Here is a 26,024-nt window from a genome sequence, read left to right as displayed (position 1 = left end):
CGCGTGATCGCAGCGCGGAGGGAAAGCCAGGCGGGAGTATGGCAAAGGTACTTGAGTTTCCGGGACGCAGGGGCAGCCATGACGGGCGAGGAGTCCGGCGAGGGGAACGTACTCAGGAGCAAGCGGGACGCGACCCGGTACCAGATCCTCGTCCAGATCGCCGAACGCCAGCCGGCGGTCAGCCAGCAGGAGGTCGCCGACGCCATCGGCGTCACCTCACAGGCGGTCAGCGACTACCTGCAGGACCTCATCAAGCAGGGTTTCGTTCGCAAACACGGCCGCGGCCGTTACGAGGTGACCAAGGAGGGCGTCGACTGGCTGATCTCCCACACCAGCCGCCTCGAGGAGTACGTCAGCCACGTCTCCGAGGAGGTCATCGGCCAGGTCGAGATCGAGACGGCGCTCGCGACCGGCGATATCGAGGAAGGGCAACCGGTCTCGCTGTCGATGCACGAGGGGACGATGCAGGCCACGCCCGGATCGACGGGCTCCGCGACGGCGGTCGCCGTCACCGCCGCGGAAGCCGGAACCGACGTGGGCGTCACCGACTTCGAGGGCGTCCTCGACTACGAGCTCGGCGACGTGACGGTGGTCTCCCTGCCACGGGTCGACGAGGGCGGCAGCCGCGCCGTCGACGCCGACCGCGTGGCCGGGCTGGCCGACGAGCACGACCTGCTCGCCGTCGCCGGGACGGAGGCGCTCGTGGCCGCCCGCGACGCCGACCGGGAGCCTGACCTGCGCTTTGGCACCCCCGAGGCCGTCCGCGAGGCCGCCACGCGCGGGCAGGACGTCCTCCTCCTCTCGGTCGAGACGGAACTCGCGCGCCACACGGACCGACTGCGCGAGGACAACGTGAGTTACGAGATCGTCGACGCAGTCGATTAGGGTTTTCGCGTCCGGCACCGCCAGGTGTCGGGGTTCTGCCGTTTGACCTCGAAGGTCTCTAAGTTCTGGCCGTCGATCAGATCGACGAGGAACTCCCGGACCGGTCCCGGATTCCGATCGCTGACCACCTCGAATCGCTCCCCTGACTCGAGCGCCTCGAAGGCGTCCCGGACCCGACCGCGGCGCTCTTCGGGGGGAACGCCGCGCAGGTCGACGGCCCCGTCCGGAACCTCCACCGTCCAGATCTCCTCGATCCGGTCGCGGGCGGCCCCCGCGAGTTCCCGGGCCACGTCGGGCACGCCGTCGGCTGTCGGTCGGGGGTCGGACTGCATCTCGCCGGTGAAGGGCACCTCCGCGAGGATCGGGACTTCAAGGGCACCAACGGGATCGTCGCCGTCGAAGAGGTCGTGGTGCTCGCCGCAGGAGTCACAGACGAACTCCCCCATGTTCGAGACGACGCCCAGCACGGGGACCTCGTTCTCCTCGAACAGCTGCAGCGAGCGGTGGGTGTCCGAGACCGCGGCGTGGAAGGGCGTCGTCACGAACACGACGCCGTCGACCCGGACCTCCTGCAGCGTGGTCAGCGCCACGTCGCCGGTCCCCGGCGGCAGGTCGATCACGAGCGTGTCGGGGCTGGCCCACGCCGTCTCCTCGAACAGTTCGGTCAGCGCGTCGTGGGCCATCGCCCCCCGCCAGGCCAGCGGCTGGCTGTCGTTCATCAACCCGACGCTCATCACTTCGAGAGCGCCGGCCGCCTCGTCCGCATCGGCCGCGCTCGCGTCGACGGGAACCGGGTGGCCCTCGTCGTCGGACTGCACCGGGCCACTCACCGAGAGCAGTTCGGGCACGTTCGGCCCGTGGATGTCGGCGTCGAACAGGGCCACGTCGTCGCCATCGGCCGCCAGCGCACAGGCGAGCGTCGTCGCGACGGTGGTCTTCCCGACGCCGCCCTTCGCGCTGGCGACGGCGATCACCCGCTCTGCCGTGCCGACGCCGACCTCGCGTCCGTCGGTGTCGACGCCGCGAGGTGCCTGTTCGACGTGGGCGCGCTCGACGCCCTCGACCTCGGAGACAGCGCGCATCATCGTCGACGTGACGGCCTGGCCCTCGCTGGGCGGGAACTCGGAGAGGTCGGTCCGGACCGTGACGTCGCCGTCGGCGATCCGCACGTCCTCGACCAGCCCTGCCTCGAAGACGTTCACGTCGGCGTCGGGGTCGCGCACCTTCCGGAGCGCGGCCTCGACGCGATCGGAGAGCGGTTCCGTCGTGGTGGTGTCCTCTGAACTCATAGGTCGGGTCTCCGGTTGAGTCGGTCTTCGCCCGGCAGCGCCGTGCTCTCGCCCTCGATGCCGCCGGTGAACTGCCGCCGGAACTTGCCGGGATCGGCCTCGACGGCCCGCGCGGCCGTGCTCCTGACGACCTGCGGTTCGTCCTCGTCGTCGGCCAGTTCCGTCAGCCGCTCGGTCGCCCGCCCGTCCTCGACGCCGGCCATGAGGTGGGCCGCCCACTCCCGCAAGCGTTCGCTGTCGGCCCGCGACTGTTCCAGCAGGACCGGGAGCAGGTCCTCGCCGCGGTGTTTGAACAGCGAGATGGCCGCGTTCCGGCGCACGGCGTGGTGGTCGTCGTCCAGTGCGGCCTCGATGTGGTCCTCGTACTCGAGTCGGTCGATATTGTCGAGCGCGACGACCGCCTCCGCGCGCACCCAGGGGTCCTCGTCGCCGAGCGTCTCGACGACGGCGGCGGCCGCCCGCTCGCCGCCCAGACTCGCCAGCGATTCGACGGCGAACTGGCGCACGTCGTCGTCTCCGTCGTTCGTCGCGGCGATTACGGCGTCCAGCACCGCCTCCTCGGGCCGTTCCTCCCCCAGTGCCAGGGCGGCCCGTCGCCGCTCGACGTGATCGCCCGAGAGCAGGTCGTCGATCTTCTCGGCGGCCGAGGCGTCGGCCACGGGTGCGAGGTCGGTCGCCTGTAGCTCTCTCGGGGTGGCCTCACCGATGGTCACGTCCCGGCTCACTTCGATGTCCTCCAGCCCCTCGGGGTCCTCGCCGAAGCCGGGGCTCTGCTCGGGGTGGACGCGCGGATCCGTCGGTCCGTCGGTCGCCTCGTCGGGATCTCTCACGTCGTCACCTCCGCGATCTCGCCCGTTGCCCGCACGAGCAGTGCGACGCCGAGCAGGACGGCCATCGCGCGTGGCAAGGTTGCAGGCACGCCCGCGAGCGCGACGAGTGACGCACCCACCGCGAGCCGTGTGTTCCCCCGGGTCAGCCCGGCGACGGCCGCCGGAACGGCCCCCCCGAACGCCAGTGCGACGAGCAGGTGGGGCACGCCGACCACGCCGAACCCGACGAGCAGGACGCTCCCGACGAGAAACGGGGCCGAGACGATGACCGCGATCACGCCGACCACGGTCACCAGTCCGGCGAGCGCTGCGGTCCGGTCGGTTTCGACCAGCAGCGCGAGCGCCGCCGTGGCGAGCAGGGTGAGCCCCGCGCCGATCGCCATCGCGCCGTCGAGGACGCCGATAGCGGCGGCGAGTGAGCAGGCGACGCCCGCCAGGAACCCGAGGAGCACGGCTGCGCGCCTGCCCTCCCGGTAGGTCCGCGGGGTGTCGAGCGAGCCGACGACCGCGAGCGCGCCGCCGCCGATCACGCCGCCGACGGCTGGCAGCGTCGCGGCGGGCGAAATCGTCGCGAGCGGGCCGAAGGCACCGGCGAACAGCAGTCCGACGCGGCGTGCCGGTTCGGCGGCCGCGAGCGCGACGGCGAACAGCGCGGCCCCCAGCGCGAGCGGCGTCGCCGTCTCCAGCGCCGCGAAGGCGACTCCCGGCACCGCGACTCCGTCCAGGGGCGCGTTGTGCAGAATCCGGAGTGCCAGCCCGAGCGCCACGATCGCGAGGCCGGCGAGACCGGCGAGCAGTTCGATCCGATCGCCGTCCGCCTCGACGCTCGCGAGCGTCGCCAGGAGGGACGCATCCTCGGCGCCCTCGGTCTCGGCGACCGGCCCCGTCGCGTGGGACTCGCGGCTCACGCCGATCCACCCCCCTCGCGGCGGGCCGCCAGGTCCTCGACGTCGGCGTCGGTGAACCGGTCGAGGAACGCGCCGAGGTCGCCGTAGAACTCGGTCCCGGGTTCGGCCGCCAGCGCGTCCGCGACGGCCTCGCCGATCACCCGGAGGTGGCGGTCGTGGAAGTCCAGTCGCGCCGCGGCGACGTCGGGGTCGACCGCCGCTTCCCGCCGGCAGAGATAGCCCATGAACTCCAGTTGCAACTGGAGGTGGTCGTGGTTGTCCCGCACCTCCTGGTCGACCTGGCAGCCGAAGTACTCGTAGGCCCGCGCCAGGTCGAGGTTCACGTCGTTCCAGGACACCTCCGGCCGGTGTGCGGACTCGTACAGCGAGACCGGCGGCTCCTCGTGGCGCATCGTCCCGTCGGTCGCGTCGACGACCTCCGAGAAGCCGATCACGAACAGGTCGTTGTACCGGGCACAGAGGTGTTCGTAGTCGTCCTCGGTGGTCAGATCCGGCACCGCCATGTCCAGCGCGGTCCGGTCGACCAGCGCCGCGAGTTCCTCGCGGAAGGCGCCGGTCTCGATGGCCCGGTAGAGTTCCTCGTCTGGCTGGTCGAACGCGGCCGCAAGCAGCGCGTAGACGGCGCCGCGAGCGCCCGCGTCGCTCTCGACCTCCCCCGCCAGCGCGCCGGGGCCACCCGGGGCGTCGTTCGCCGCCATCAGCTGTCACCCCGGGTCCGGCGGACGCCCTCGATCGTCACGAGCGTCGTGAACACGATCGCGAGGCCGGCGATCACCCACAGCAGGAGTTCGTACGGCGGCCCCTGCGGCCCGGCGCCCAGTGCGAGGTAGTACCAGTCGCTCGCGGCCTTGTGGCCCGACCGCTCGTCGGCCGAGCCGTTCCAGACCGCGATGGCCACGTCCAGGTCCTCGTCCGCGGGGACCGACGTGCGGTTCGCACCGCTGGCGTCGAGGTCGCGCGAGAAGACGACTTCCCGCTGGCCGTCGACGTAGCGGCTCTCGGTTGCGACGGTACCGTTCATCGGCGTCGTCGTCCCGGCGCCGCCCGCCAGCAGTTCCTGCTGGGTGGCATCGGCCCGCCAGAACCAGACGTTCACCGGGTTGTCGGCCCCGCCCATCGCGATCGGGGGCCGGGCGCTCTCGTCGACCGGCAACTGGATGGCGGCCGCGTCGGCGAACGCTCCCACGTCACCCGTCTCGGTGTCGTTGGTGGCGTCGGCCCAGCTGAGCTTCAGGAAGAGCCGCTCGTCGGTGCGGACGGCCTGGAGTTTCGCCTCCTCCACGGTCGTCGATGACGCGTTCGGCAGCCCGCTCGGGGCGCTTGCCATCTCGAGTGTCGCCGCCGGTGCCTCGGACCAGTCACCGCTCGCCGGGTCCCTGTAGGTCCCCTCGCCCTCGTCCTCGTGGACCGGGACGGCGAAGGCCGGCCGCGCGTCGACCACCGCCGGGAGTGCGAGCGTCGCCGCGACCAGTGCCACGGCGAGAACGGCCGCGAGGGCGAGTTCCTTACTCTTCATCGTCGAAGACCTCCAGCCGATACTGTTGGGCAGGGTTGTCCGTCGTCAGGATGTCCATCACCTCGCTCTCCTCGCCCCGTTCGACCCGGTTGCGCTCGCGCTCGATCGTGTTCAGCGCCTCGTTTACTTCGGGGCCGAACAGCTCCTCGAGGTAGTTGCGCGGGATGCGCTCCGACTCGAGGCTCTCGCCCGCGTCGGAGTGCTGTGGCGGGGCGAAGGGCGGGATGTAGAAGACGTTGGGTTCGGTGCGGTACTCGGGGTGCAACTGGACCGCCACCTCGTGTTCGTTCACGAGCTTGTGGATCGGCCCCTCCTCGTCGTCGAGGAAGCCCACGAGCCGCAACTGCGGCGGACAGTCCGCCGCACAGGACGGGGGTCGGACCTCGTCGTCCGGCCCCTCGCCCTCGATGCGGGGATAACAGAAGATGCACTTCTCGCTATTCTTCGTCACCGAGTTGTAGTACACCTTCTTGTAGGGACAGCCCTCGACGCAGTAGCGGTAGCCCCGGCAGCGTTCCTGGTCGACCAGGACGATGCCGTCCTCCTCGCGCTTGTACAGCGCCGAGCGCGGGCAGGCCTCCACGCAGGAGGGGTGGGTGCAGTGGTTGCAGATCCGGGGCAGGTAGAAGTAGTAGGAGTTGGGGTACTCGCCGGCGCCCTGGTCCTCGTCCCAGTTGGGGCCCCACTCCGCGCCGTCCATGGGGCGGAGCGGTTCGTCGCTGCCCTCGTAGAAGATCTGCTCGTGGTTGAACTCCCAGGCGCGGCCGTACTCCTCCTTCTCGGGGAGCTGGCCGGGCGACCGCTCGCTGTGCTCGTCGGACTCCCAGCCGCCGCCCATCTCCTCCCAGTCGCGCGGGTAGCCCGAGCCGGGCCGGGTCTCCACGTTGTTCCAGTACATGTAATCCCGGCCGCCGCCCTCGGTCCAGTTGGTCTTGCAGGCGATGGTGCATGTCTGGCAGCCGATGCACTTGTTCAGGTCCATCACCATCGCGACCTGGTGGTCGATCCCCTCCGCGAGGTCGACGCCCTCCGGCGTTTCGCTGCCGCCGCCGTCGGACTGGGAACTCACTGGCCGTCACCTCCGTCGGTCGCCCCCGAAGTGCCGTCCGCGCCGTCGATCGCTTCGACCTCGACGCGGACCTCGCTGTTGACGCCGGTGGGACCCCAGTAGTTGGGGAAGAAGTGCAGGTGTTCGCCGGTGTCCTCGGGATACTGGACGAGCTGTGTGGGTTTCATGTACATCGGGACGAGGCTGTTGAAGTTGTCGCCGTCGGGGAACTGGAACTTCTCCCAGGCGAAGTACATCCTGACGGTGCCGGGTTCGCTGCTTGGGTACTCCTTGGCCTGGACCTCGACTTCGGCGAGGTCGTTGTACACCGTGACGGTGTCGCCGTCCTCGATGCCCCGCTCGGCCATGTCCTCGGGGTTGAGGTAGACGACGGGTTCCCCGCGCTGGAGGCGGAGCATCTTCTCGTTGTCCCGCCAGGTCGAGTGGATCGACCACCGCCCGTGCGGCGTGTTGTACCGCAGCGGGTAGTCCGACTTCTCCTGCAGCGTCGGCGGCGACTTGTGCGTCGGCAGTTGTTCGCCCAGTTCGAGGAACCAGTCGTGGTCGACGTAGTACTGCTGGCGCCCCGTGAACGTCGGCCACGGCTCCTTGTCCTGGACGTAGCGCTTCCAGGGCGTGTAGGCCTCGCCCTCCTCGATCGGCGAGGTCCAGTGATCGCCCGTGTCCAGCAACCGTCGTGGCTGTTCGTCGATGTCGTCGAACGTGAGTTGCTCGTCGGTGCCCTCGGGATTGGATTCCTCTGAGTGTTCGAGGATGTACTCGGAGGCCGCCTTGTCACCGGTCAGCGCACCCGCCTCGCCGGTCTCCCAGTCCCGGACGTAGTCGTCGTGGACGCTCGTCAGGTCGATCTCGCGATCGAACTTCCGGTCGGGGATCGGGTCGATCCCGCGCTGGGTGGCGAGTTCCTGGATCTTCGCGGCCAGTTCCCGGAAGATCTGCCAGTCGGTCTTGGACTCGCCCAGCGGTTCGACCGCCGGGGTAAAGGGATGCACGTAGGTGTGCATGTCCGTCATCGAGAGGTCGTGTTTCTCGTAGTGGCTCGCCGTCGGCAGGACGATGTCGGCGTTCATCGCCGTCGAGTCCATCCGGAAGTTCACGTCGACGACGAGGTCGAGTTTCGGCCAGAGCTGTTCCTCGACGGCGACGTTGCCCTTGGCCTGGTTGAAGTAGTTGCCCCGCCAGACGAAGAGGACCGAGGGGTCCGGACGGGAGCCGTCGGACCGCTCCGAGGGATAGAGCGGCATCCAGCCCTTCTCGACGGACTCGCGGATCTTCGCCGCGGTGTCGGGGTCGGTGTTGTCGAGGATGCCCGCGTGGAAGTAGGTCCACAGCGTCGTGGGCACGCCCCGGACCGAGCCGGTGGGGAACGAGAGGGTCTGCCACCCCTTGAAGGTCCAGATCTTCTCCTGGCCGACGTAGTGGTCGAGGCCCGTGCCCTGCTCGCCCAGATTGCCCGTCAGCGTGACGAGCAACTGGATCGCGCGGTTGCCCAGGTCGTTGTGGTACCAGTCGTTGACGCCCTTGCCGTGGATGATCTTCGCCTTCTCGGCCTCCGCGAACTCCCGGGCGATCTCCTGGTGGGTCTGCCGGCCCACGCCGGTCTCCTCGTAGATGTACTCGGGCGTGTAGTTTTCCAGTTCGTCGGTCAGGTTGTTCCAGACGGATCGAACCTGTACGTTGCCGTCGGTCGTCGACACCGCGCGCTCGACCGACAGTTGCGGATCGAAGTCCAGCGCGATGCTCTCGCTGGGATCGTACTGGCCGTCGCGTTCACCGAGCGACCCCGGCGCGACGCGCAGGTTCCCCCCTGCGTCCTGCATGACGAACATCTGGTCGGGGCGGTCGGCCTGCACGGTGAGTCCCCGCACCTCGCTGGCCCGGAGGAACTTCCCGGTGTCCTCGCGAACCAGGAGCGGCATGTCGGTCTGCTCTTTGAGGTGGGCCGCGTCGTACAGCCCCTCGTCGACGATGACGCGGGCCATACCCAGCGCCAGGGCGGTGTCGGTGCCCGGTTCCGGACTGATCCACTCGTCGGTGTGGATCGCCGTCTGCGAGTAGTCCGTGAAGATCCCGACCCGCTTCGTGCCGTTGTAGGCGGCTTCGAGGAAGTACTTCGCGTCGGGGATCCGCGTGACGTTGATGTTCGAGCCCCACGCGATGATGTAGTCGGCGTTGTACCAGTCGGCGCTCTCGGCGTTCTCCGTCTGGGTGCCCCAGGTGATCGGCTGACCCGGCGGCAGGTCCGAGTACCAGTCGTAGAAGCTGTGGGAGACGCCACCGAGCAGGTTGATGAGGCGGGAGCCGCTGGCGAAGGAGACGGGACTCATCGCCGGAATCGGGGTGAACCCGGAGATGGCGTCGTACTCTCCGTCCTGGACCGTGTCGATCACCTCCTCGGCGATATCCGTCAGGGCCTCGTCCCAGGAGATCCGCTGCCACTGCCCCTCGCCGCGCTCGCCGACGCGACGGAGCGGGTGGAGAATGCGCTGGTCGGCGTTGACGTAATCGGAGTAACAGGCCCCCTTCTGACACCCCCGGGGGTTCGGGTCGGGCGCGTCCTCGTCGAACTGCGGGTAGTCGCCGGCCTGCTCCTCGCGCCAGACCTGGCCGTTGCGGACGAACACCTCCCACGAGCAACTGCCGGTGCAGTTGACCGAGTGGGTCGACCGGGCCGTCGAGTCCCAGTCCCACTCCTCGCGGTAGAGGTCCTCCCAGTCCCGGTAGGGGTACTCCCCGATGGGATCGTCGACGACCTCTAAACTGTTCATCTCGCTCTGCTGTCCCAGGCCGAACCCGGTGACGCCGACCGCCGTCGCCGCGCCGATCCCTTTCAGGAAGTCCCGGCGCGCGGCGTCGACGTCCGCCGCGTCCTCCCCTGTGTCCCGGCCGCCGCTCATCGGTCGATCACCACGGTTGCCAGTCCACAGGTCACGCCCAGCGCCGCCAGCACGAGGCCCGTCGCCGTGCCGCCGCCGACCTCGAGGCCCGCTGCGATCAGCGCGACCCCGACGAGTTTGCTCGCCCGATCCAGCCAGCGATACCGCCGTGCGTCCAGTGCCATGTCAGTCATCCGTACCTCCGTCGTCGCTCGCGTCGCCGTCAGTTCGACCGCCCGATTCGCCTCGCCCGTCCGCCGCCGTCTCCTCGCCCTCCGTGGGCGGGTCCGCGTCCGGTTCACGGAGCGTCACGTACGTGATCAACCCCGCGACCACGGGGACGGTCAGCAGCGCCCCGAGCAGGTACGGCCTGATGGCCGCCGTCGAGGCGCCGACGAGGTCCGCCACGATCACGTCCATGCCGGCGATCGAGGCCACCATGATGAAGGTCACGCCGGCGATCCCGACCGCCGTCTGCCAGGGCCGTTTCAGCGGGCTCTCGGCGAAGTGGACCTGCTCCTCGCTGTAGTCGATGAACGGCCAGGCGGCCACCACCGCGAACACCAGGCCGGGCAGCAGCAGGCCGCCGACGAACTCGGAACTGACGTGAATCCCGAGCAGGTCGAAGCTCAGCCACGACGGCACGAGCTTCAGGAACCCGTAGCCCCACATCAGGAACCAGTCTGGCATCACCAGCGACGGGGTCGACGCCGGGTTGTTGGGGCCGTACTCGGCGATGTTGTGGACCGGCAGGAACCCGGCCAGCAGGGAGAGCACCGCCAGCGTCAGGAAGAACACGACGGCGCTCACCGCGACCTGGTTGGGCACGGCTGGCAGACCGACCACGACGCTGCCGTCGTCCCGGTCGACGGGCTCACGACCCGGGACGTCGCCGTCCCGCTCGGCCTCGGTGTGCTTCTGGCGTATCAGGATCCCCATGTGCAGCGCTAACAGTCCCGCGATGACCAGCGGCAAGACGAGTACGTGCAGGAAGAAGAGTCTGGGTATCGTGGCGCTGGACGGGAAGCTCCCACCGAAGACCAGTTGCCCGAGAGTCTCGCCTATGATGGGGACCGACAGGGCCACGTTGTAACCGATGCCGACGGCCGTGCTGGCGAACTCGTCGAACGGTAACGCGTAGCCCGTGTAGGCCGCGAACATCGACGTGCCGGCCAGCCCGGTGCCCACGAGCCAGTTGAGCTCCCGCGGGTTGCGGTAGGCCCCGTTGAAGAAGACCCTGAGCATGTGCAACGCCATCGAGGCGACGAACAGGTGCGCGGCCCAGTGGTGCATCCGGCGCAGGAGCATCCCGAAGGGCACGTCGTAGGTGATGTTGAGGACGCTCACGAACGCCTCCGGGAGGTCCTCGCCCTGGTACTCGGCGACGCTGCCCTCGTACTCGACCTCCGTGGTGCTCGGCTCGAAGAAGAAGCCGAGGAACATCCCCGTCAGCACGAGGATCAGGAAGCAAAAGAGGGCGACCTCCCCGAGGAGGAACGAATCCTCTGCGGGGAAGGCCTTCCCGAGGAACGACTGGCTCTCGGTCAGATCCAGCCGGTCGTCGAAGAAGCCGTAGATGCGGTCGAGTCGCCCCATCACTCACCCCCCGGGCCGATGGTGCCCTCGAAGTCGGCGGTAGCGACGAGGTGCCCCTCGCTCGACAGCGTGATCGGGAGTTGCGGGAGTTTGCGTGGTGGCGGCCCACCGGTGACCGCCGCGCCCGAGAGCGGGTCGAACCGGCCGGAGTGGCAGGGACAGACCATCGTCGTGCCGTCCCGGTCGGCGACCATGCAGCCGGCGTGGGTACACACCTTCGAGTAGGCGGCGTACCCGCCGACGGTGTACTCGAGGTTCGTGTCGCCGCCGTACTCGCCCTCCTCGAACCGGACGAGCAGCGTCGGCGAGTCGGCCAGTCCGGGCCGGGGCTCGGGGAAGACGGTCAGCTGTTCGCCCGCCGAGAGCCGCCCCTCCTGGATCCGCTCGCCGGCGTCGTCGACCAGCGCGACGCCGTCGGAGTAGATCGGCCCCGTGTACTCGCGCTCGAAGACCTGCGTCAGGCTCAAAAGCGGCGCGGTCAGGCTGCCGACGGCGGTGAGTCCGCCGATGGTCGCGAGCGCCTTGGCGTAGTCGCGGCGCTCCATCTCGGCGCGGCAGTCGCCGTAGAAGTCCTGGTAGATGCTCGGGCGGCCGCCGGCCATCGCGTCGCCGGTGGCCGAACAGGGACAGCCGCCGTCGCTCGCGTCACCCTCGTCGCCCGTCGGGTACGTCCGGCCCAGATCGGCGTCGGTCGTCTCGCGGTCCATCAGTGTCCCCTCCGTTCGGCCACTTCCATGTGGGGCATGAACCAGGCGTAGTACGACACCGTGAGCCCGGTCAGCGACATGAACATCCCGAAGGCGTAGACGCCGAAGTACTGGGTCCGGGCCAGCGTGAGGTACTCGCCGGTGAACAGGGCCGCGAAGGCGATCGTCAGGACGGTCAGCCCGCCCATCGCGATCAGCCCCTCCTTCGCGTCGCTGGCTGCGTGGTACTCCACGAGCCAGCGATCCTCGGTCTCGATCCAGGGGAGCGAGACGACGCCCCCGTCGGAGCGCGAATCGGACGAGGGCCCGCTGGCGCCCTCGGCGGCCCCGCCATCGGTCGCCTCCGAGGTCCCCCGAACCGTGGCGTCGACCCCGGCGTCGGGCCGAGCCGCGCGGTTCATGAAGCGATGGAAGAAGGCGAGGGTGCCCACGAGGGCAAACAGGGCGATCCAGACGATCACCCCGACCTGGCTGGGCGACAGTTTGTTCGGCGTGTCGAGAAACCCTTCGAGCGGGCTGATCTCGTTGACGCTCTGGTCGATCTGTATCTCCTCGGACGGTGGCTCGCCCTGTGATGCCACGTACCACGTCGGGAGCAACACCGCGAGCAGTACGAGCAGAATGACGATCGTTTTGCCTTGCATGCGTGGTCGGAAAGCCGTCGATTCGCGACCTGCGGGACGACCGCTCGCTCGGGTCGGACCCCTTGCCGGCGCCGTCGCCGGCGGTCCGCCGTCCCAACGTCCGTCGGGTCGGTGTCGAAGCGCGAATAGGTGTGGCTGGGCCGTGACCGCTGTTAGAGTGCGACCCACTGAATAGGGGGCCTTTAAATCGAGGGCAACGGTTTTGTCCGGGGCGGGCGACCGGGGAACATGGCCGAAGGCATCCTCGCAACCGTCGCTGTCAGGGAACCGGACTGCTGTCCGGTCGCCCCGATGAGCACCGGCGGGCGGGTCCGGTCGGTCTCCCAGAGTCGCCCCGTCGACGGAACGGTGACCGTCGAGGTGACCACCGACGCCACCGTCGAAGGGTCCGACGTGCCCGGCGAGACGCTGTTCAGCTACGACTCCGAGACGGTCCACCGGCTCGAACGCCAGGCAGGGCAGAACTGCGCCTGCGAACTCGTCGAGCGACACGGCTGTCCGGTGCGCGACGTGAGCGCCGAGGGCGGCTCGGTCGTGCTCTCCTTCATCGCCGAGGACCTCGCCGTCCTCCGCGACGTGGTCGCCGACCTGCGGGAGCGCGAGGAGGGGGTCACCGTCCGGTCGCTCCGGCGGTCCGGCGAGGACGGGAGCCGGTCCGAACCGGTCTTCGTCGACAAGGGGGAGTTCACGCCCCGGCAGCGCGAAGTGTTGCGGACCGCGCACGAAGCGGGCTACTTCGAGCGACCGAAGGGCGCCAACGCCGAGGAGGTGGCGGCCGCGCTCGAGGTCGCGCCGTCGACGTTCGCCGAACACCTCGCCGCCGCGCAGACGAAGCTCATGGCCGCGCTGTTCGGCGGGGCGGCCGACGAGAGCTGACGCCGCCGACCCTCGAACGTGTTCGGGGCCGAACACAGGGATCGGCGGGTCCTACCGGGAGTATGGACATCCCCTCGCCCTTCTCCGCCGACGACGCGACGTTCGACGACTACGACGCGTTCGTCCCGGGGAGCATCCCCGAGCCCGGCGCGTTTCTGACCGATCACGACGTGCTCACGGGCCGGGACCACGTCGCCTTCCACCGGCTGACCCGCTGGCTGTTCGACGAACGCGGGGTCTACGACATGACCTTCGGCTACAACCTGGCCCGGCTCAACCTCGACGTGCGCCACCCCGACGCGGGCTACCGGTACGCCCGCGAGCGTCCGGACGCCGACGTCGACGGGCCGGACGCCGGCGACCGCCGCGTCCTCCGGGCCGAATTCACGCCCACCACCGAGTTTTGCCCCCAGAGCACGACGCTCGCGAAGGGCTCGTTCCGCGCCTGGAACGGCCTCGCCGACCGCCACGAGTACGACCTCGTTCGGGTGCGTGTCGACGGGATGCATCACAAGAGTTCGGTGATCAACGAGGAGCTCCGCGATCACGAGGCTCGCTACCTCGAGTCCGGCGCGCTCCCGGATCCCCGCGGCGGCGCGGGCGGTGGTCAGCCGGGCGTCCCCAACGAGGAGGGGTACGCGGACGGGCCGGAGACGCCGTTCTAGCGCCGCGCCCGCTGGCGGAAGATCCCGAACAGGAGGCCGGCGTAGGAGAGCGCGCCCAGCAGTGCGATCCCGAGGCCCGCGGTCGCGACTGCCGGGAGACCGGCGAGTCGGCCGAACAGGTCGAGGACGAGGCCGCCGCCCAGCCCCGCCATCGCGCCGAGGGCGATCCAGTCGCCGTCGACGGGGAACTCCCCGACGGCCGGCGGGTAGAACTGGACGGCGACGCCCACGATCGTCAGCCCGAGGAAGCCGATCAGCGCGAACCGGTAGTGGGACGCGATGAGCGTGGGGTCGAGGCCGGCTACGGCGAACTGGACCCCCAGTCCGACGACGGCGACGCCGAACAGCGCACCCGCGACGACGCCGTAACGGCCGACCCGTTCACGGTCGCTCTCGACGACGAGCGCCAGGACTGCCAGCGCGTACGCGACCACCGCCAGGGTCTCGACGGCGGCCCCGAACCGGAAGAACGGGCCGGCGGGCAGCGTATTGGCCAGAAGCAGCGGTGCGAGCGCGCCGAAAGGAAGCGCGAGCGCGACCAGGGACTCCGGTGGCGACGCGACGAGCAGACGGGGGAGGAGTCGGAACCCGATGGCGAAGACGAGCAGGGCGGCGGTCCCGGCGGCGAACAGGTGCGTGCGTCGGGGGGCGTAACCGTCGAACGGGCTGGGGAGCGGGAGATGCGCAGCGAGCAGCGCGTAGCTGCCGAGCGCGAGGTAGGCGAAGGCGATGGGCATCGCGGCGTTGGCGAAGCGATCCACCGACCGCCGGTCGGCGTCGTGGTCCCCGGTCCCGGTTTCGGCTCCCGTGGGGTTGTCCCGGACCGTCCAGGCGAGCGTCCCGAGGAAGACGGCGACGCCGGTCGCCCAGAACAGGGCGCCCGCGGCGGCGACTGCGGTCGGAACCCGGGGCAGACCAGCCGCCGCGAGGGCCGCGACGCCGCCGACGGAGAGCGGCAGGTGGACCGCCGGCGCGTGCGGAAACGCGAGCCCCCGGTCGAAGTACGAGGGGACGAGCGCGTAGGCCTTCCCGAAGAGGGTGTGGAACACGAAGCCGAACAGCGCGAGGGTCACCTCCGTCCGGCGCGGGAGCCCGGCGACGGCGGCGAGGCCCCAGAGGACCAGAAAGCAGGCTCCGGCCGCGACGAACCGCCGGGTCCACTTCGAGACGGTCGCGCTCGCCGTCGACATATCAGACCCCTCGCACGGCCGCCAGAAAAGTCCCGCCCCCGAACCGGTTCGGGACAACCGGCAGGACGCGCCGGGCGGTAGGATCGGACATGCCAGCCACCCACGTCGACGACGAGCGGGCCTACGACGACGAGCAGTTCAGCGCGCAGGGGGTCTTCCGAACCGAGCACTCGAAGGTCGTCTGCGGGTACTTCGAGCCCGGGCAGTTCATCCCCGTCCACGCGCCAGACAGCGACGTGACCGTCGTCGTCCAGTCTGGCACCGGGATCGTCCGGGACGGCGACACCGACCACGCCGTCGAACCCGGCTCCGTCGTCAGCGTGCCGGCCGGCCGCGATCGCGGCGTCAGAGCCGACGACGACGAGCGCCTGGAGGCGGTCCTCGTGACCGCGCCGCCGCCGACCGACGCCGAGCACGAACCCGTCCGCCGCGGCCTCCAGCAGGGAACGTTCGAACCGTGAGCCGAACATATTCGGAACAAGGGGAAGAGGACGGACGGCGTACACTCGGTGTATGCCAGAGATCGACGTCCGCGAGATCGAGCCCAAGGACCGGCACCCGAAGATCATGGACACCTTCGCCGAGATGGACGACGGCGACACCCTGCGCCTGATCAACGACCACGACCCGAAGCCACTGTACTACGAGATGGAGGCCGAGGTAGAGGACTTCGACGCCGAGAACTACGAGGTCCGCCGCGAGGGCCCCGAGAAGTTCGTCGCCGAGTTCCCCAAGCAGTGATGGCAGAGACCATCTCGCTGTCCGACCTGACCGCGGCACCGCACGCGAAACTGTTCGACGAGCCGCTGGTGATCCGGCTGTCGCTCGACGCCGGCGAGCGCGTCGACCCGCACCGCCACCCCGAGCGGACGGTCGTCCTGCACCTGCTCTCGGGAACTGTAGATCTCGACCTGGACGATGAGACTCACCGGCTGGAACCGGACGACGTGATCCGGTTCGACGGGCGTCGCGAGGTGTCGCCGGAGGCGGTCGAGGACAGTGAAGCGCTCCTCGTCCTCTCCCAGCGGGTCGAGGACTAGTCGCCGAACAGCTCGATCGCGACCGCCGCGGCGTCCCGGTCCGAGGCCGCGGCCCGCAGCCCTTCTTTCGGCGTCGCGAGTAATCGCTCGGTGAGCCGGTCGGCCACCCTCTCGACAGCCGCCCGCGTTTCCTGATCGAGGTCGCCGCGCGCGTCCAGGGTCGCCAGCGCGCTGCGGACCTGACGGTCCCGGACTGTGGCGGCGCGGTCCTCGATCCGCGAGATCGCCGTCTCGACGTCCGGCGCGCCCGGTTCGTCGGCTTCGGTCGACTCTGACGTGCTCGCGGGCATCTACGGGGTCCAGATCGTCGTCACCACGGCCGCGTCGTACTCGGCCGTGCCGTACTCGTACCCTCGATCGTCGAGTTTCGGGTAGAGGTGCTGGGGCGCGCGATCGTTCAGCTGGACGAGCACGGTATCGTCGTCGAGTTCCGTCAGTCTCTCCAGCGTGTTCTTCAGGGGCTTTGGCGGCCCGAGGTCCCGCGCGTCGAGCCGATCCCGCGGCGCGTCCGCCGGCGCACCGGTCGCCTCGACCGCTCTGTCGGCCAGCTCAGTGGTCTCGACTCCCATAGGGGACGATACGATCCGACCGGTCCCAACCCTTATCCCGAACCGGTTCGGACTGTTGGCCGAACATGTTCGGAGACACGTACTGGACCGACGGCCCCGAACCACCTGGTACAGAGAGATGCCACGAGCCAAACTGAGTGTACGGTTGCCGCAGGCGGCCTGGATCGGGGAGATCTCGACTGAGTTCCCCGACGTCGAGTTCCGAGTGCTGGCGGCCCTGCCCACCGATGACACGGGCGTCGGTCTGGTCGAACTCAGCGGGCCCGACATCCCGGCCGTGGTCAAGCGCATCGAGGAGCGGGAGTCGATCCTTTCGCTCGAGTTACTCGGCGAGTCCGACGACCGGACGCTGATCCAGTTCGAGACCACCGAGCCACTGCTGTTGTTCTCGGTCAGGGAGTCGGGAGTCCCGCTGGAACCGCCTGTCGAGATCCAGGACGGCCGCGCGACCGTCGAGGTGACCGCCTCGCAGGACCGGCTGTCGAAGTTCGGGACCCAGCTCGAGCAGTTCGGGATGTCCTTCGACGTGGAGTACGTCCGCCGGACTGTGGACGCGACCGAACAACTGCTGACCGACCGCCAGCGCGACCTGATCGTCGCCGCGGTCCAGCAGGGCTACTACGACACCCCGCGTGAGTCCTCGCTGACGGAGCTGGCCGACCACCTCGGGATGGCGAAATCGACCGTCAGCGAGACGCTCCACCGCGCCGAGGAGACCGTCGTCAAGGAGTTCGTGGCGGAACTGGACGGAGCGTTGCTCCCAGAGGCGAACTGACCGTTCTTACGCCCTGGGAATCGCGCCAGGGCGTTTTGGGAGTTCCCGGCGAACTCACAGGTATGAACACGGTCGACTCCGACCCGATCCCGGCGGGCGTGCGGGTGACGCTCGCGATCACCCGGCCGGACGAGTGTCCGCTCGCGACCGCCTCCGCAGACAGCGGCGCGCGAGTCGCCTCGGTCGCCCGAACCAGTTGCGGGTCACAGGACGACACGAACACTGAGTTCACGGTCCAGGCCGACGCCCCGGATACGGGCGTCGAGGGCGATCCGGTGTTCCGGACCGAGGAAGGCGTGCGGTACCGCTGCCAGTGCGACGCCGAGGCCTGCCTCGCCGACCTCGTGGAGGGGTTCGGCTGCCCGGTCAGCGACGTCCACGCGGTCGACGGAACGCTCTACATGGTGTTCTACGCCCCCGACACCGACCGGGTTCGCGACATCGTCGCGGCCGCGCGCGAGCGGTTCGAAGACGTGACGGTCCGGAACCTGCGGCAGTCGGGCGAACTCGTCGGCGACGGGTTCGTCTCCGTCGACACCGGCCGGCTCACCGGTCGCCAGCGCGAGGTGCTGGCACTGGCCTACGAGATGGGCTACTTCGACTACCCGAAGGGCGCCAACGCCGAGGAAGTCGCGGCCGAACTCGACATCTCGGCGTCGACGCTCTCGGAACACCTGGCGGCGGCCCAGGAGAAAGTCATCGGCCCGGTCGCGGAGCGGTCGGTCTAATCGCCCGCGGCGTCGAATCCCTCGGGGACGTGCGGACAGAGCGGGTCGCTCGCCAGCGGATCGCCCGTCGTCGCGTACGCCCGGGACCGGCTGCCGCCGCAGACGTGCCGGAACTCACAGGCCCCGCACTTCCCGGAGAGCGCGTCGCGGTCCCGGAGCGCGGTGAACAGGTCCGAGTTCCGGTAGACGTCGACCAGGTCGTCCGCCGGGACGGTGCCGGCGGCCTCGGGCAGGAAGCCCGACGGGTAGATCTCGCCGGTGTGGCTCACGAACGCGAAGCCGTCGCCTGCGACGATCCCGCCGCGGCGGCGGAGCCCCCGGTCCTCGGCGTCGCCCTCACGGCGCTGTAACTTCACGCGCCGGTAGTGGGGTGCCTCGGTCGTCTTGACGCCGAATGGTTCCTCGTCGGCCGTCTCGGCCAGCCACTCCATGACCGCGTCGGCCCGCTCGGGGGCAATCGGGTCGAGCAACCGACCGCGACCGACCGGGACGAGGAAGAAGACGCTCCAGAGGACGGCGCCGAACTCCCGGACCCGATCCCTGATCGCCGGGAGCTGATCGACCGTCTGTGCACAGACCGTCGTGTTGATCTGCAGCGGGAGGCCGGCCGCTTTCGCGTGTTCGGCCGCCCGAACCGTCTCGTCGAAACTGCCTGCCTCACCGCGGAAGGCGTCGTGCGCCGCGGCATCGCCGCCGTCGAGGCTGAGGGCCATCCGCCGGAGGCCGGCGTCTGAGAGATCTTCGAGGACGTCGCCGGTCAACTCGTCGGTGCCGCTGGGGGTCAGCGACATGCTCAACCCGATCTCGTCCCCGTAGCGCACGAGTTCGGTGAGGTCCGGGCGCTTGCAGGGGTCGCCGCCCGAGAGGACGACGAGCTGATTGTCGGCGAACTCGCGGGCCGAGTCGAGGACGGCTTTCCCCTCCTCGGTCGTGAGTTCGTCGGGGTGACGCGCCGACTGGGCGTCGGCGCGGCAGTGCTCGCAGGCCAGTTCGCAGGCCTGCGTCACCTCCCAGATCAACACCATCGGCCGTCGGCTCGTGTCGAGGTCGCGGTTCATGTGACTCGATGTGGGTGGCGGGGTCGTAACGACGGGCAGGATTCCCAGCGGGCGAGAATCCGTGGGTCTGCGCTCGGCCGCTCAGTCCTGGACGTGGACGCGGGTGACGTGACCGCCACAGCCGCACTGTTCGACGTACTCGTATTCGACTTCGTCCCCGTACGCGGCGTCGAGTTCGCCGAAGAGGTACGTCTCAGGGTGGCCGTGGTCCCCGTGGGTGACGAGGTTGACGTGGTTGCCGGGGACGGTGTGGTCGACGGCGTCGCGGGCGTGGGCGAGCACGAGCTCCCGGTCCTCGGCGTGGTGGGGCTTCTCCAGGTTCGCCGACCAGGAGTTGTCGTGGGCCGTCTCCGTCACGGGCTCGACGTCGTCGTGTGAGACGCTCATGGTATCTCTGGCTACTCGCCCGCCCGCCAAACCCGATGTCCCGAACATGTTCTCGAACGATGGGGGCAGTCGTACCGACCGAACAAGTTCGGGATGGGGCTTTGGTTGGGGGAGCCGTTATCCCGTTCCATGCCAGGAACAGCGACCGAGCAGGGCCCGGACGCCGACGCCGCGGAGACGACGGTGACCGTCAAGTGTACCGGCCACGTCCGGACGGCGGTGGGCGAGCCGCGGTTCGAGTTCGCCTTCGCCGGGAACACCCTCCGGGAGTTCCTCGCGGCCTTCTTCGACGAGTACGACGTCGCGGACATGCTCATCGCCGAGACGGAGGCCGAGGCGACGACTCGTGGCTGGGCCCCGGTCGAGGAGGACCTCCCCGGGAAGTGGAACGCGAACCCGGAAGGTGAGCAGACTCGCGCGTACGCTCGCGTGATGGTCAACGGTCGCTTCAACGAGTCGCTGGACGGGCTCGACACCCGGCTGGCCGACGGTGATCGGGTCGCGCTGGTCTACCCGTTCATGTTTTGCTTATAAGGTATCCGAACCGGTTCGGCGATCCTCGACGATGTTCTAACGCCCCGAGAAAGCTTCTCACGGGCCAAGAACGCGGTTCCCTGTTTATCCCCTGTCACCCGCTACTCACATCTGTAAGGTGACTCCCAATGTTCGATTCAACGCGGCGAAAGTGGCTGCAGGCGCTCGGGATCAGCGGCGCGGCGGCGACCGTCGCCGGCTGTGCCGGGAACGAGGCGCCGGCGGTGACCGAGACGGAGAATAACACGCTGACCCAGCAGTCCGACGGCCCCGCCGAGACGGACGCCGACCGGGTGGCCGCGGATCCGACGGACCTGCCGGACCCCGTCGACTGGTCGTCCCCCCGGACCCACGAGGTGACGCTGACAGTCGAGGAGGTCACGGCGGAGATCGAGCCGGGGGTCACGTTCGACTACATGACCTTCGACGGGCAGATCCCCGGACCGATGATCCGGGTCCGGCAGGGTGACACGGTCGAGTTCACCATGGAGAACGCGCCCGAGAACGCCATGCCCCACAACGTCGACTTCCACGCGGTCTACGGGACCGGCGGCGGGGCGGTGGCGACGACGGCCTCCCCGGGTAGCGAGAACTCGATGCGGTTCCAGGCCAATTACCCCGGCGCGTTCATCTACCACTGCGCCGTCCCGAACCTCGACTACCACATCAGCGCCGGGATGTTCGGGATGATCGTGGTCGAGCCGAAACAGGGGCTCCCCGAGGTCGACCGGGAGCTGTACCTCGGCCAGCACGAGCTGTACACCGACAAGGACACCGGCCAGGAGGGCCACCACGGCTTCGACTTCGAGGCCATGGCCGCCGAGCAGCCCACGTACGTCCTCCTGAACGGGGAGAAGTACGCCTGGGCGGCCGCCCGCTACGGCCCCGTCGAGGTCCAGCAGGGCGAACGCGTCCGGGTGTTCCTCGTCGACGGGGGCCCGAACCTCTCCAGCAACTTCCACCCCATCGGGAACGTCTGGAGCGAGGCCTACCGTGACGGTGGCCTCCCCGAGGACGAGGACCTGAGCGCGTACGCCGACAAGAACATCCAGACGATGAAGGTCCCGCCGGGAAGCTGTATGATCGGCGAGATGGACACGCCGGTTCCCGAGCGGATCAAGCTCGTCGACCACGCGCTCTCCCGGGTCGCCCGGAAGGGGCTGCTCGCCGAGGTGGACGTCCTCGGCACCGAGGACGAGGCCGTCTACGACCCCGACTTCGGCGGCACCGACCACGACGGACCCCACTACGGCTGACTCGCCCCCCGTTTCGAAACGAGGGTATATCCGTGTCGAACCACTGTGCCACGGTATGGCACATCACGAGACCGACGCGATGGATCGGGTCTTCGGTCTCCAGCGGGACGCCGTCCGCGAGGGACGGATGGCGGTCTGGAACGGACTCGTTTGCCAGCGGCGGGTCGACGACGCGGTGACGGCAGGGCTCGAGGCCGCGGTGGCGACGGAGGGCGCGGCCGTCGAACTGTTCGCGGACGCCGTCCGGAGCGGTGCGGCGTGGCTCGACGACGCTATCGGGACGTCACCGTCGGACGACGACGACTCGGGGCCGGCCGGTCGGATCGTCGACCACCCGCTCGATTCGGTCGCGGCGGCGAACGCGACGGTCGGCGACGAACTCGTCGACGTCGCCAGGGCCGGGTTCGATCGGTACGAGAGTGGCCTGCGTGCGGTGTTGCTCGCGCTCAACAGGCGCATCAGCGCGTTGCTCGACAAACACGAAGCCCTCGAGGCCCGCCTGCGCGAGTACGTCGAGCGGTCGGACGAAGCAGTGGGGCACGGAGAACGGGTCGAGGAGTTCCGATCACAGCTCGCGGCGCTCCAGTCTGAGTTGCGCTCGATGCAGGCCACGCTGCTCGCGTCCCACGGCGGGCCGCTTTCCTGAGCCAGCCCGGCCCGTTCTTTCGAGTCGATCTGCGCGACGCCGAACCTGTCGCCCCACTACCTTGAAACGGCTGGGCGCAGAACCTTCAGCCATGGCAAACGAGGACAATCCGATCAGTCAGGCCTTCGAACTGCAGCGACAGGCACTCGAACGGAGTCAGCAGGCCATGGAGCAGGCCGTCGAGTTCCAGGGCCGGCTCAACGAGGCGATGCTGAGCGGCGTCGAGGGGACCGCCGAGGCCTCGGAGCGCAGCTCCGAGATGACCCGGCAGGCCATCCACAACAGCCTGGACGCCATCGAGGGCATGGTGCCCGAGGGCGAGGCGAACTTCGATCAGGTCCGCGAGGCCGTCGACGAGCAGTTCGACGCCGCCGAGGAGGCGACAGATCAGGCCAGCGAACAGGCCATCGAGGTGACCGAATCCGGCCTCGAGAACGCCGAGGCGGCCACCGAGTCCTACGTCGAGTCGGTCGACCAGCAGATCGACCAGCTCCGGTCGGCCCACGAGGACCTCGAAGAGCAGACGCTCTCCTACCTCGAACAGACCGAAGCCCAGCTGAAGAAACTGCAGGAGCAAACCGACGGCACGCCCTTCGAGGGCTTCGAGCAGCTCCGGGAGCGGATGGAGGAGATGCGCGAGCGCCTGAACCGGTGAGAGCCGTGGTGCCGGCGAGCGGTCGCCAGCTGTGCCGGCTCTAACCGGGTCGGCGCCGTCTCTCAACCCGGCACCGAGGGCTACGTTTAAGCGTTCGGCGTGTCTCCGTTCACGTACAGTATGGCAGACGAAACGCCAGTCAGCGAGATCATGAGCGCGCCGGTCGAGACGGTCACGGAAGACGAGACCGTCGAGGAGGTAGCGCGCGTCTTCGCGGAGGAGGGGGTCGGGTCGCTCGTCATCGGTGAGGATCCCATCCAGGGGATCATCACGGAGTACGACGTCGTCAAGTCGATCGGGCAGGGGAAAGATCCCGCTGCGACCACCGTCGGCCAGTTGATGTCCGAGCCCGTGGTCACCATCCGCCCCGACGACACCGTGGAGAACGCGGGCGACCGGATGGGCAACAACGGCGTGAAGAAGTTGCCCGTCACGGAGGACGGCAAACCGGTCGGCATCGTCACCACGACCGACCTCGCCCACTTCCTCCCCCACCACCGACTGGAGATGGCCAGTCAGCCCGAAACGGACGTTCCGGACGGCGAATTCGAGTAATCCGCGTTCGCGTCGTCGAGCACTGTTTTTGCGAGCGTCCCGCCGGCGAAAAGCGTCGGGCCGAGCCACCCCCAGAGAGAGAGAAGTCCGTTACTCGCCGTCCCAGTCCTGTCGACACCGATCGTCGCAGAAGTGCGCCGACTGCACCCCATCGTCCTCGATCCAGGTGATCACCCGGTGGTTCGGTTCGTCCACGACGGCCTCCCCACACGTCTCACAGACGGGCGCGTCGTCCGCCGATACGTCGTCGCCGATGTCCGATGTCGGATCGACCATTGCGTGTACCTGTGCAACCGACGTACTTAATCCCACATATCGCGGCCGGTGAGCGTCCCCGTCCGCCCCCGTCAGCGTCGGCCGACTGCCACCGTCGCGACGTCTCAGGCCGACCGTTCGTAGTCGGGATCGAACATCTGCGCCGACAGCGGTGCCGGGTCACCCTCGGTCAGGTTGTACCCGGAGAAGTCGGTGACGCCGGCCTCACGGAGCAGGTCCTCGTCGTAGACCGCCTCGCCGGTGAATTCGGCGGGGTCGCGCGAGAGGATCTCGAGGACGGTGTCGGCGACGATCTGCGGGGTGCGCCAGTCGTCCTCGGTGCCCATCCCGAAGTAGCGGGTCGCCCGGGTGTCGATGGCCGTGACGGGCCAGAAGGAGTTACAGCCGATGTCCTCGCTGCCGAGTTCCCGGGCCAGCGAGAGCGTGATGAAGGACATCCCCATCTTCGACCACGAGTAGGCGGCCTTGCCCGGCGACCGGTCCACCTTCACCGGCGGCGCGTTCGTCAGGATCCAGGCGTCCTCCTCGACGCCCTTCAGGTGGTCGATGAACGCTCGCGAGACGAGGTACGTGCCACGCACGTTGACCTCGTTCATCAGGTCGTAGCGGTTCGCCGGCATCGACTCCACGTTGGCCATCTGGATCGCGCTGGCGTTGTTGATGACGATGTTGATCTCGCCCATCTCGTCGATGGCCTCCTCGACGGCCGCCTCGACGGCGTCCTCGTCGCGGACGTCCAGCTGGACGGCGTGGGTGTCGACGCCCTTCTCGGCGCACTCCTCGGCGGTCTTGTGGATCGTCCCCTCGAGATCCGAATCGGAGTCGTCCACGGTCTTGCCCGTCGAGACGATGTTACAGCCTGCCGCTGCGAGTTCCAGGGCCAGGGCCTTACCGATGCCCCGTGTCGTGCCGGTGATAAATGCGGTCTGTCCGCTCAGATCGGGTGTGTCGAGCATCCGTGAGTGTCCCACATTGGCATACCCCAAATAGTTCCTGCAACGGCGGGCGCTACCGTGAACGGTGGTCCGCCGCCGAACGCCGTGAAATTAAGGGCCGCGGCCCCGAACCGTCGCGCATGTCCTCGTCCGTCGTCGCCAACGCGAAACGCCTGGTCGTCTGGATCGTCGGCCTCGCCCTCGCGGGGTTCGCCGGGGCACTGATGTTCGGCGTCCTGCCCTGAGACTCGAGTTCAGCGATCGCGGTCGACCGCTTCGCCGGGCTTCGTCGTCGCGCCGGCCGAGAGCTTTACGCCGGGGTACACACTGGAATTGATCCCGGTCTTCGCGCCGTCGCCGGCCACGACGCCGAACTTCCGGCGCCCGGTCGAGACGCGCTCGCCCTTGACCGTGAACTCCACGGGTCGATCGTCGTGCCGGAGGTTCGCGACCTGCGTCCCCGCGCCGAAGTTCACGTCCCGGCCGAGCACGCTGTCGCCGACGTAGGAGAGGTGGGGGACGTTCGTGCCGCGCATCAGGACGCTGTTTTTGATCTCGACGCCGTTGCCCACGTGGACGTCCTCGCCGAGCAAGGTCGCACCCCGGACGTACGCGTTGGGGCCAACGTCCGCGCCGCTGCGGATCAGCGCGGGACCTTCGATCACGACGCCGGGTTCGACCGTTGCCCCTGCCTCGACGACGACGGGACCGCGGAGTTCGGCGTCGTCGCTCACGTCGCCGCGGACGGCGGGGTCGAGTTCGTCGAGCTTCCACTCGTTGGCCTCGAGCAGTTCCCACGGCCGGCCGACGCCCAGCCAGCGGTCGACGCCGACCGTCCGGACCGCGAACTCGTCGACAACCCGCTCCAGCACGTCGGTGATCTCGTGTTCGCCCCGCTCGCTCATCGGCACGTCCAGCCACGCCCGCGCCTCGGCGGGGAAGACGTACGCGCCGACGTTGATCAGGTTCGAGGGCGGGTCGGCCGGCTTCTCGACGATGCCGGTGACGGTGCCGTCCTCGACGGCGAACACGCCGTAGGGCGTCGGATCCGAGACCTCGTAGGTGCCGACGGCCGGGCCGCCGGAGAACAGGTCCGAGAGCGCCGCCGGGTCGTAGAGGTCGTCGCCGTTCAGGACCGCGAACTCCCCGTCGAGGTGGTCCTCGGCGGCCTGCACGGCGTGGGCCGTTCCCAGTTGTTCCTCCTGGACGGCGTAGGAGACGGGGACCCCGCGGTAGCTGTCGCCGAAGTGGTCCCGGACGACCGCTTGCTCGTAGCCCACCACGAAGATCAGTTCGTCGACGCCGGCGGCGACCGCGGCGTCGACGGTGTGGGCCGCGAGCGGCCGGTCCGCGACCGGCAGCATCGGTTTCGGCAACGACTCCGTCAGCGGACGCATCCGCGTCCCCTCTCCGGCAGCGAGAATCACAGCCTGCATGTGCGACCCTGCCGCTGGCTCCCACTAAGCCCTACCGGCCGTTCGCTCCCGTAGGCGACACCTTCCGTCCCCTCCGCCGGTTACCCGCGGTCAGCAGCCATCCCCTTCTCCGAGTCCGGTGTG

32 protein-coding genes are annotated in these 26,024 nt (G+C 69.1%); 13 read left to right on the top strand and 19 right to left on the bottom strand.

Going from position 1 to position 26,024, the window contains the following annotated elements; all coding sequences use genetic code 11:
- Positions 1–78 precede the first annotated feature (78 nt).
- Positions 79–885: a DUF7839 domain-containing protein gene (locus U5918_RS16165; RefSeq protein ID WP_336002672.1), complete on the top strand. Its 807-nt coding sequence runs from the start codon at positions 79–81 to the stop codon at positions 883–885.
- Here the strand turns inward: U5918_RS16165 and U5918_RS16160 are convergent.
- From U5918_RS16160 to U5918_RS16110, 11 genes are read right to left on the bottom strand one after another with little or no spacing between them, the layout of a single operon-like run.
- Complete coding sequence (locus tag U5918_RS16160; protein WP_336002671.1) at positions 882–2,174, bottom strand: P-loop NTPase; 1,293 nt, start codon at positions 2,172–2,174, stop codon at positions 882–884. The genes U5918_RS16165 and U5918_RS16160 overlap by 4 nt on opposite strands.
- Positions 2,171–3,004: a HEAT repeat domain-containing protein gene (locus tag U5918_RS16155; protein WP_336002670.1), complete on the bottom strand. Its 834-nt coding sequence runs from the start codon at positions 3,002–3,004 to the stop codon at positions 2,171–2,173. Before U5918_RS16155 ends, U5918_RS16160 begins: the two co-directional genes overlap by 4 nt.
- A complete protein-coding gene (locus U5918_RS16150; protein ID WP_336002668.1) occupies positions 3,001–3,912 on the bottom strand; it encodes a DUF8068 family protein in 912 nt (303 codons plus the stop codon). Before U5918_RS16150 ends, U5918_RS16155 begins: the two co-directional genes overlap by 4 nt.
- On the bottom strand, positions 3,909–4,610 hold the full coding sequence (locus U5918_RS16145) for a molecular chaperone TorD family protein (protein ID WP_336002666.1): 702 nt from the start codon (positions 4,608–4,610) through the stop codon (positions 3,909–3,911). Before U5918_RS16145 ends, U5918_RS16150 begins: the two co-directional genes overlap by 4 nt.
- Entirely contained in the window at positions 4,610–5,428 is an 819-nt protein-coding gene (locus U5918_RS16140) for an ethylbenzene dehydrogenase-related protein (RefSeq protein WP_336002664.1), read from the bottom strand. Before U5918_RS16140 ends, U5918_RS16145 begins: the two co-directional genes overlap by 1 nt.
- On the bottom strand, positions 5,418–6,497 hold the full coding sequence (gene narH, locus U5918_RS16135) for a nitrate reductase subunit beta (RefSeq protein WP_418771325.1): 1,080 nt from the start codon (positions 6,495–6,497) through the stop codon (positions 5,418–5,420). The genes U5918_RS16140 and narH overlap by 11 nt, the downstream gene beginning before the upstream one ends.
- A complete protein-coding gene (gene narG, locus U5918_RS16130) occupies positions 6,494–9,394 on the bottom strand; it encodes a nitrate reductase subunit alpha (protein WP_336002662.1) in 2,901 nt (966 codons plus the stop codon). The genes narH and narG overlap by 4 nt, the downstream gene beginning before the upstream one ends.
- Positions 9,391–9,558, bottom strand: coding sequence for a DUF8120 family protein (locus U5918_RS16125; RefSeq protein WP_336003359.1), 168 nt, complete (start codon positions 9,556–9,558; stop codon positions 9,391–9,393). Before U5918_RS16125 ends, narG begins: the two co-directional genes overlap by 4 nt.
- Position 9,559: 1 nt before the next feature.
- The gene (locus tag U5918_RS16120) at positions 9,560–10,969 is read right to left on the bottom strand and encodes a cytochrome b (RefSeq protein ID WP_336002661.1); all 1,410 of its coding nucleotides are present in this window, start codon (positions 10,967–10,969) and stop codon (positions 9,560–9,562) included.
- A complete protein-coding gene (locus U5918_RS16115; RefSeq protein WP_418771324.1) occupies positions 10,969–11,676 on the bottom strand; it encodes a QcrA and Rieske domain-containing protein in 708 nt (235 codons plus the stop codon). Before U5918_RS16115 ends, U5918_RS16120 begins: the two co-directional genes overlap by 1 nt.
- Complete coding sequence (locus tag U5918_RS16110) at positions 11,676–12,320, bottom strand: hypothetical protein (protein WP_336002660.1); 645 nt, start codon at positions 12,318–12,320, stop codon at positions 11,676–11,678. The genes U5918_RS16115 and U5918_RS16110 overlap by 1 nt, the downstream gene beginning before the upstream one ends.
- A 228-nt stretch (positions 12,321–12,548) precedes the next feature.
- Between U5918_RS16110 and U5918_RS16105 the strand changes: the two genes are divergently transcribed.
- Complete coding sequence (locus tag U5918_RS16105; RefSeq protein WP_336002659.1) at positions 12,549–13,196, top strand: helix-turn-helix domain-containing protein; 648 nt, start codon at positions 12,549–12,551, stop codon at positions 13,194–13,196.
- A gap of 62 nt (positions 13,197–13,258) precedes the next feature.
- Positions 13,259–13,861 (top strand): DUF7998 family protein, encoded by a 603-nt coding sequence (locus U5918_RS16100; protein WP_336002657.1) that lies wholly within the window; start codon positions 13,259–13,261, stop codon positions 13,859–13,861.
- Here the strand turns inward: U5918_RS16100 and U5918_RS16095 are convergent.
- A complete protein-coding gene (locus U5918_RS16095; RefSeq protein WP_336002655.1) occupies positions 13,858–15,051 on the bottom strand; it encodes a hypothetical protein in 1,194 nt (397 codons plus the stop codon). The genes U5918_RS16100 and U5918_RS16095 overlap by 4 nt on opposite strands.
- Before the next feature lie 89 nt (positions 15,052–15,140).
- On the opposite strand from U5918_RS16095, the gene U5918_RS16090 reads away from it, so the two are divergent.
- Genes U5918_RS16090 through U5918_RS16080 form a run of 3 tightly spaced genes read left to right on the top strand, consistent with a single transcriptional unit; the run spans position 15,141 to position 16,091 of the window.
- Positions 15,141–15,512, top strand: a complete 372-nt coding sequence (locus tag U5918_RS16090) for a cupin domain-containing protein (RefSeq protein ID WP_336002653.1) — start codon at positions 15,141–15,143, stop codon at positions 15,510–15,512.
- 52 nt (positions 15,513–15,564) lie between these two features.
- The gene (locus U5918_RS16085; RefSeq protein WP_336002652.1) at positions 15,565–15,792 is read left to right on the top strand and encodes a DUF2249 domain-containing protein; all 228 of its coding nucleotides are present in this window, start codon (positions 15,565–15,567) and stop codon (positions 15,790–15,792) included.
- Entirely contained in the window at positions 15,792–16,091 is a 300-nt protein-coding gene (locus U5918_RS16080; RefSeq protein ID WP_336002651.1) for a cupin domain-containing protein, read from the top strand. The genes U5918_RS16085 and U5918_RS16080 overlap by 1 nt, the downstream gene beginning before the upstream one ends.
- Here the strand turns inward: U5918_RS16080 and U5918_RS16075 are convergent.
- Together U5918_RS16075 and U5918_RS16070 are read right to left on the bottom strand one after the other, a co-directional pair.
- Positions 16,088–16,381, bottom strand: coding sequence for a hypothetical protein (locus U5918_RS16075; RefSeq protein WP_336002650.1), 294 nt, complete (start codon positions 16,379–16,381; stop codon positions 16,088–16,090). The two genes, U5918_RS16080 and U5918_RS16075, sit on opposite strands and share 4 nt — an antisense overlap.
- Positions 16,382–16,660: a DUF2249 domain-containing protein gene (locus tag U5918_RS16070; protein WP_336002648.1), complete on the bottom strand. Its 279-nt coding sequence runs from the start codon at positions 16,658–16,660 to the stop codon at positions 16,382–16,384.
- Between the two features lie 118 nt (positions 16,661–16,778).
- On the opposite strand from U5918_RS16070, the gene U5918_RS16065 reads away from it, so the two are divergent.
- Together U5918_RS16065 and U5918_RS16060 are read left to right on the top strand one after the other, a co-directional pair.
- Positions 16,779–17,435, top strand: a complete 657-nt coding sequence (locus tag U5918_RS16065) for a helix-turn-helix domain-containing protein (protein WP_336002646.1) — start codon at positions 16,779–16,781, stop codon at positions 17,433–17,435.
- Between the two features lie 62 nt (positions 17,436–17,497).
- The gene (locus tag U5918_RS16060; RefSeq protein ID WP_336002645.1) at positions 17,498–18,163 is read left to right on the top strand and encodes a helix-turn-helix domain-containing protein; all 666 of its coding nucleotides are present in this window, start codon (positions 17,498–17,500) and stop codon (positions 18,161–18,163) included.
- Here the strand turns inward: U5918_RS16060 and U5918_RS16055 are convergent.
- Positions 18,160–19,221, bottom strand: a complete 1,062-nt coding sequence (locus U5918_RS16055; RefSeq protein WP_336002643.1) for a TIGR04053 family radical SAM/SPASM domain-containing protein — start codon at positions 19,219–19,221, stop codon at positions 18,160–18,162. The two genes, U5918_RS16060 and U5918_RS16055, sit on opposite strands and share 4 nt — an antisense overlap.
- An 81-nt stretch (positions 19,222–19,302) precedes the next feature.
- On the bottom strand, positions 19,303–19,608 hold the full coding sequence (locus tag U5918_RS16050) for a CGCGG family putative rSAM-modified RiPP protein (protein ID WP_336002642.1): 306 nt from the start codon (positions 19,606–19,608) through the stop codon (positions 19,303–19,305).
- Between the two features lie 129 nt (positions 19,609–19,737).
- Here U5918_RS16050 and U5918_RS16045 point away from each other — a divergent pair, with 129 nt between their 5' ends.
- The 5 genes from U5918_RS16045 (at position 19,738) to U5918_RS16025 (ending at position 23,254) form a co-directional block, all read left to right on the top strand.
- A complete protein-coding gene (locus U5918_RS16045) occupies positions 19,738–20,142 on the top strand; it encodes a MoaD/ThiS family protein (protein WP_336002641.1) in 405 nt (134 codons plus the stop codon).
- Between the two features lie 128 nt (positions 20,143–20,270).
- The gene (gene nirK / locus U5918_RS16040; protein ID WP_336002639.1) at positions 20,271–21,398 is read left to right on the top strand and encodes a copper-containing nitrite reductase; all 1,128 of its coding nucleotides are present in this window, start codon (positions 20,271–20,273) and stop codon (positions 21,396–21,398) included.
- 55 nt (positions 21,399–21,453) lie between these two features.
- A complete protein-coding gene (locus U5918_RS16035; RefSeq protein ID WP_336002637.1) occupies positions 21,454–22,044 on the top strand; it encodes a hypothetical protein in 591 nt (196 codons plus the stop codon).
- Positions 22,045–22,135: 91 nt separating this feature from the next.
- The gene (locus U5918_RS16030) at positions 22,136–22,699 is read left to right on the top strand and encodes a hypothetical protein (protein WP_336002634.1); all 564 of its coding nucleotides are present in this window, start codon (positions 22,136–22,138) and stop codon (positions 22,697–22,699) included.
- 120 nt (positions 22,700–22,819) lie between these two features.
- Positions 22,820–23,254, top strand: coding sequence for a CBS domain-containing protein (locus U5918_RS16025; protein WP_336002632.1), 435 nt, complete (start codon positions 22,820–22,822; stop codon positions 23,252–23,254).
- A 90-nt stretch (positions 23,255–23,344) separates the two neighbouring features.
- Here the strand turns inward: U5918_RS16025 and U5918_RS16020 are convergent, their stop codons facing one another.
- From U5918_RS16020 to glmU, 3 genes are all read right to left on the bottom strand, one after another.
- The gene (locus tag U5918_RS16020) at positions 23,345–23,530 is read right to left on the bottom strand and encodes a DUF7576 family protein (RefSeq protein ID WP_336002631.1); all 186 of its coding nucleotides are present in this window, start codon (positions 23,528–23,530) and stop codon (positions 23,345–23,347) included.
- A gap of 104 nt (positions 23,531–23,634) precedes the next feature.
- Positions 23,635–24,486: an SDR family oxidoreductase gene (locus U5918_RS16015; protein WP_336002629.1), complete on the bottom strand. Its 852-nt coding sequence runs from the start codon at positions 24,484–24,486 to the stop codon at positions 23,635–23,637.
- 233 nt (positions 24,487–24,719) lie between these two features.
- Positions 24,720–25,901, bottom strand: a complete 1,182-nt coding sequence (glmU, locus tag U5918_RS16010; RefSeq protein ID WP_336002628.1) for a bifunctional sugar-1-phosphate nucleotidylyltransferase/acetyltransferase — start codon at positions 25,899–25,901, stop codon at positions 24,720–24,722.
- Positions 25,902–26,024 lie beyond the last annotated feature (123 nt).

The sequence above is a fragment of the Halorientalis sp. LT38 genome (assembly GCF_037031225.1).
Classification (GTDB): domain Archaea; phylum Halobacteriota; class Halobacteria; order Halobacteriales; family Haloarculaceae; genus Halorientalis; species Halorientalis halophila.
The sequence above is the reverse complement of the archived record's forward strand: the minus strand, read 5'-3'. Positions and strand labels throughout refer to the sequence as shown.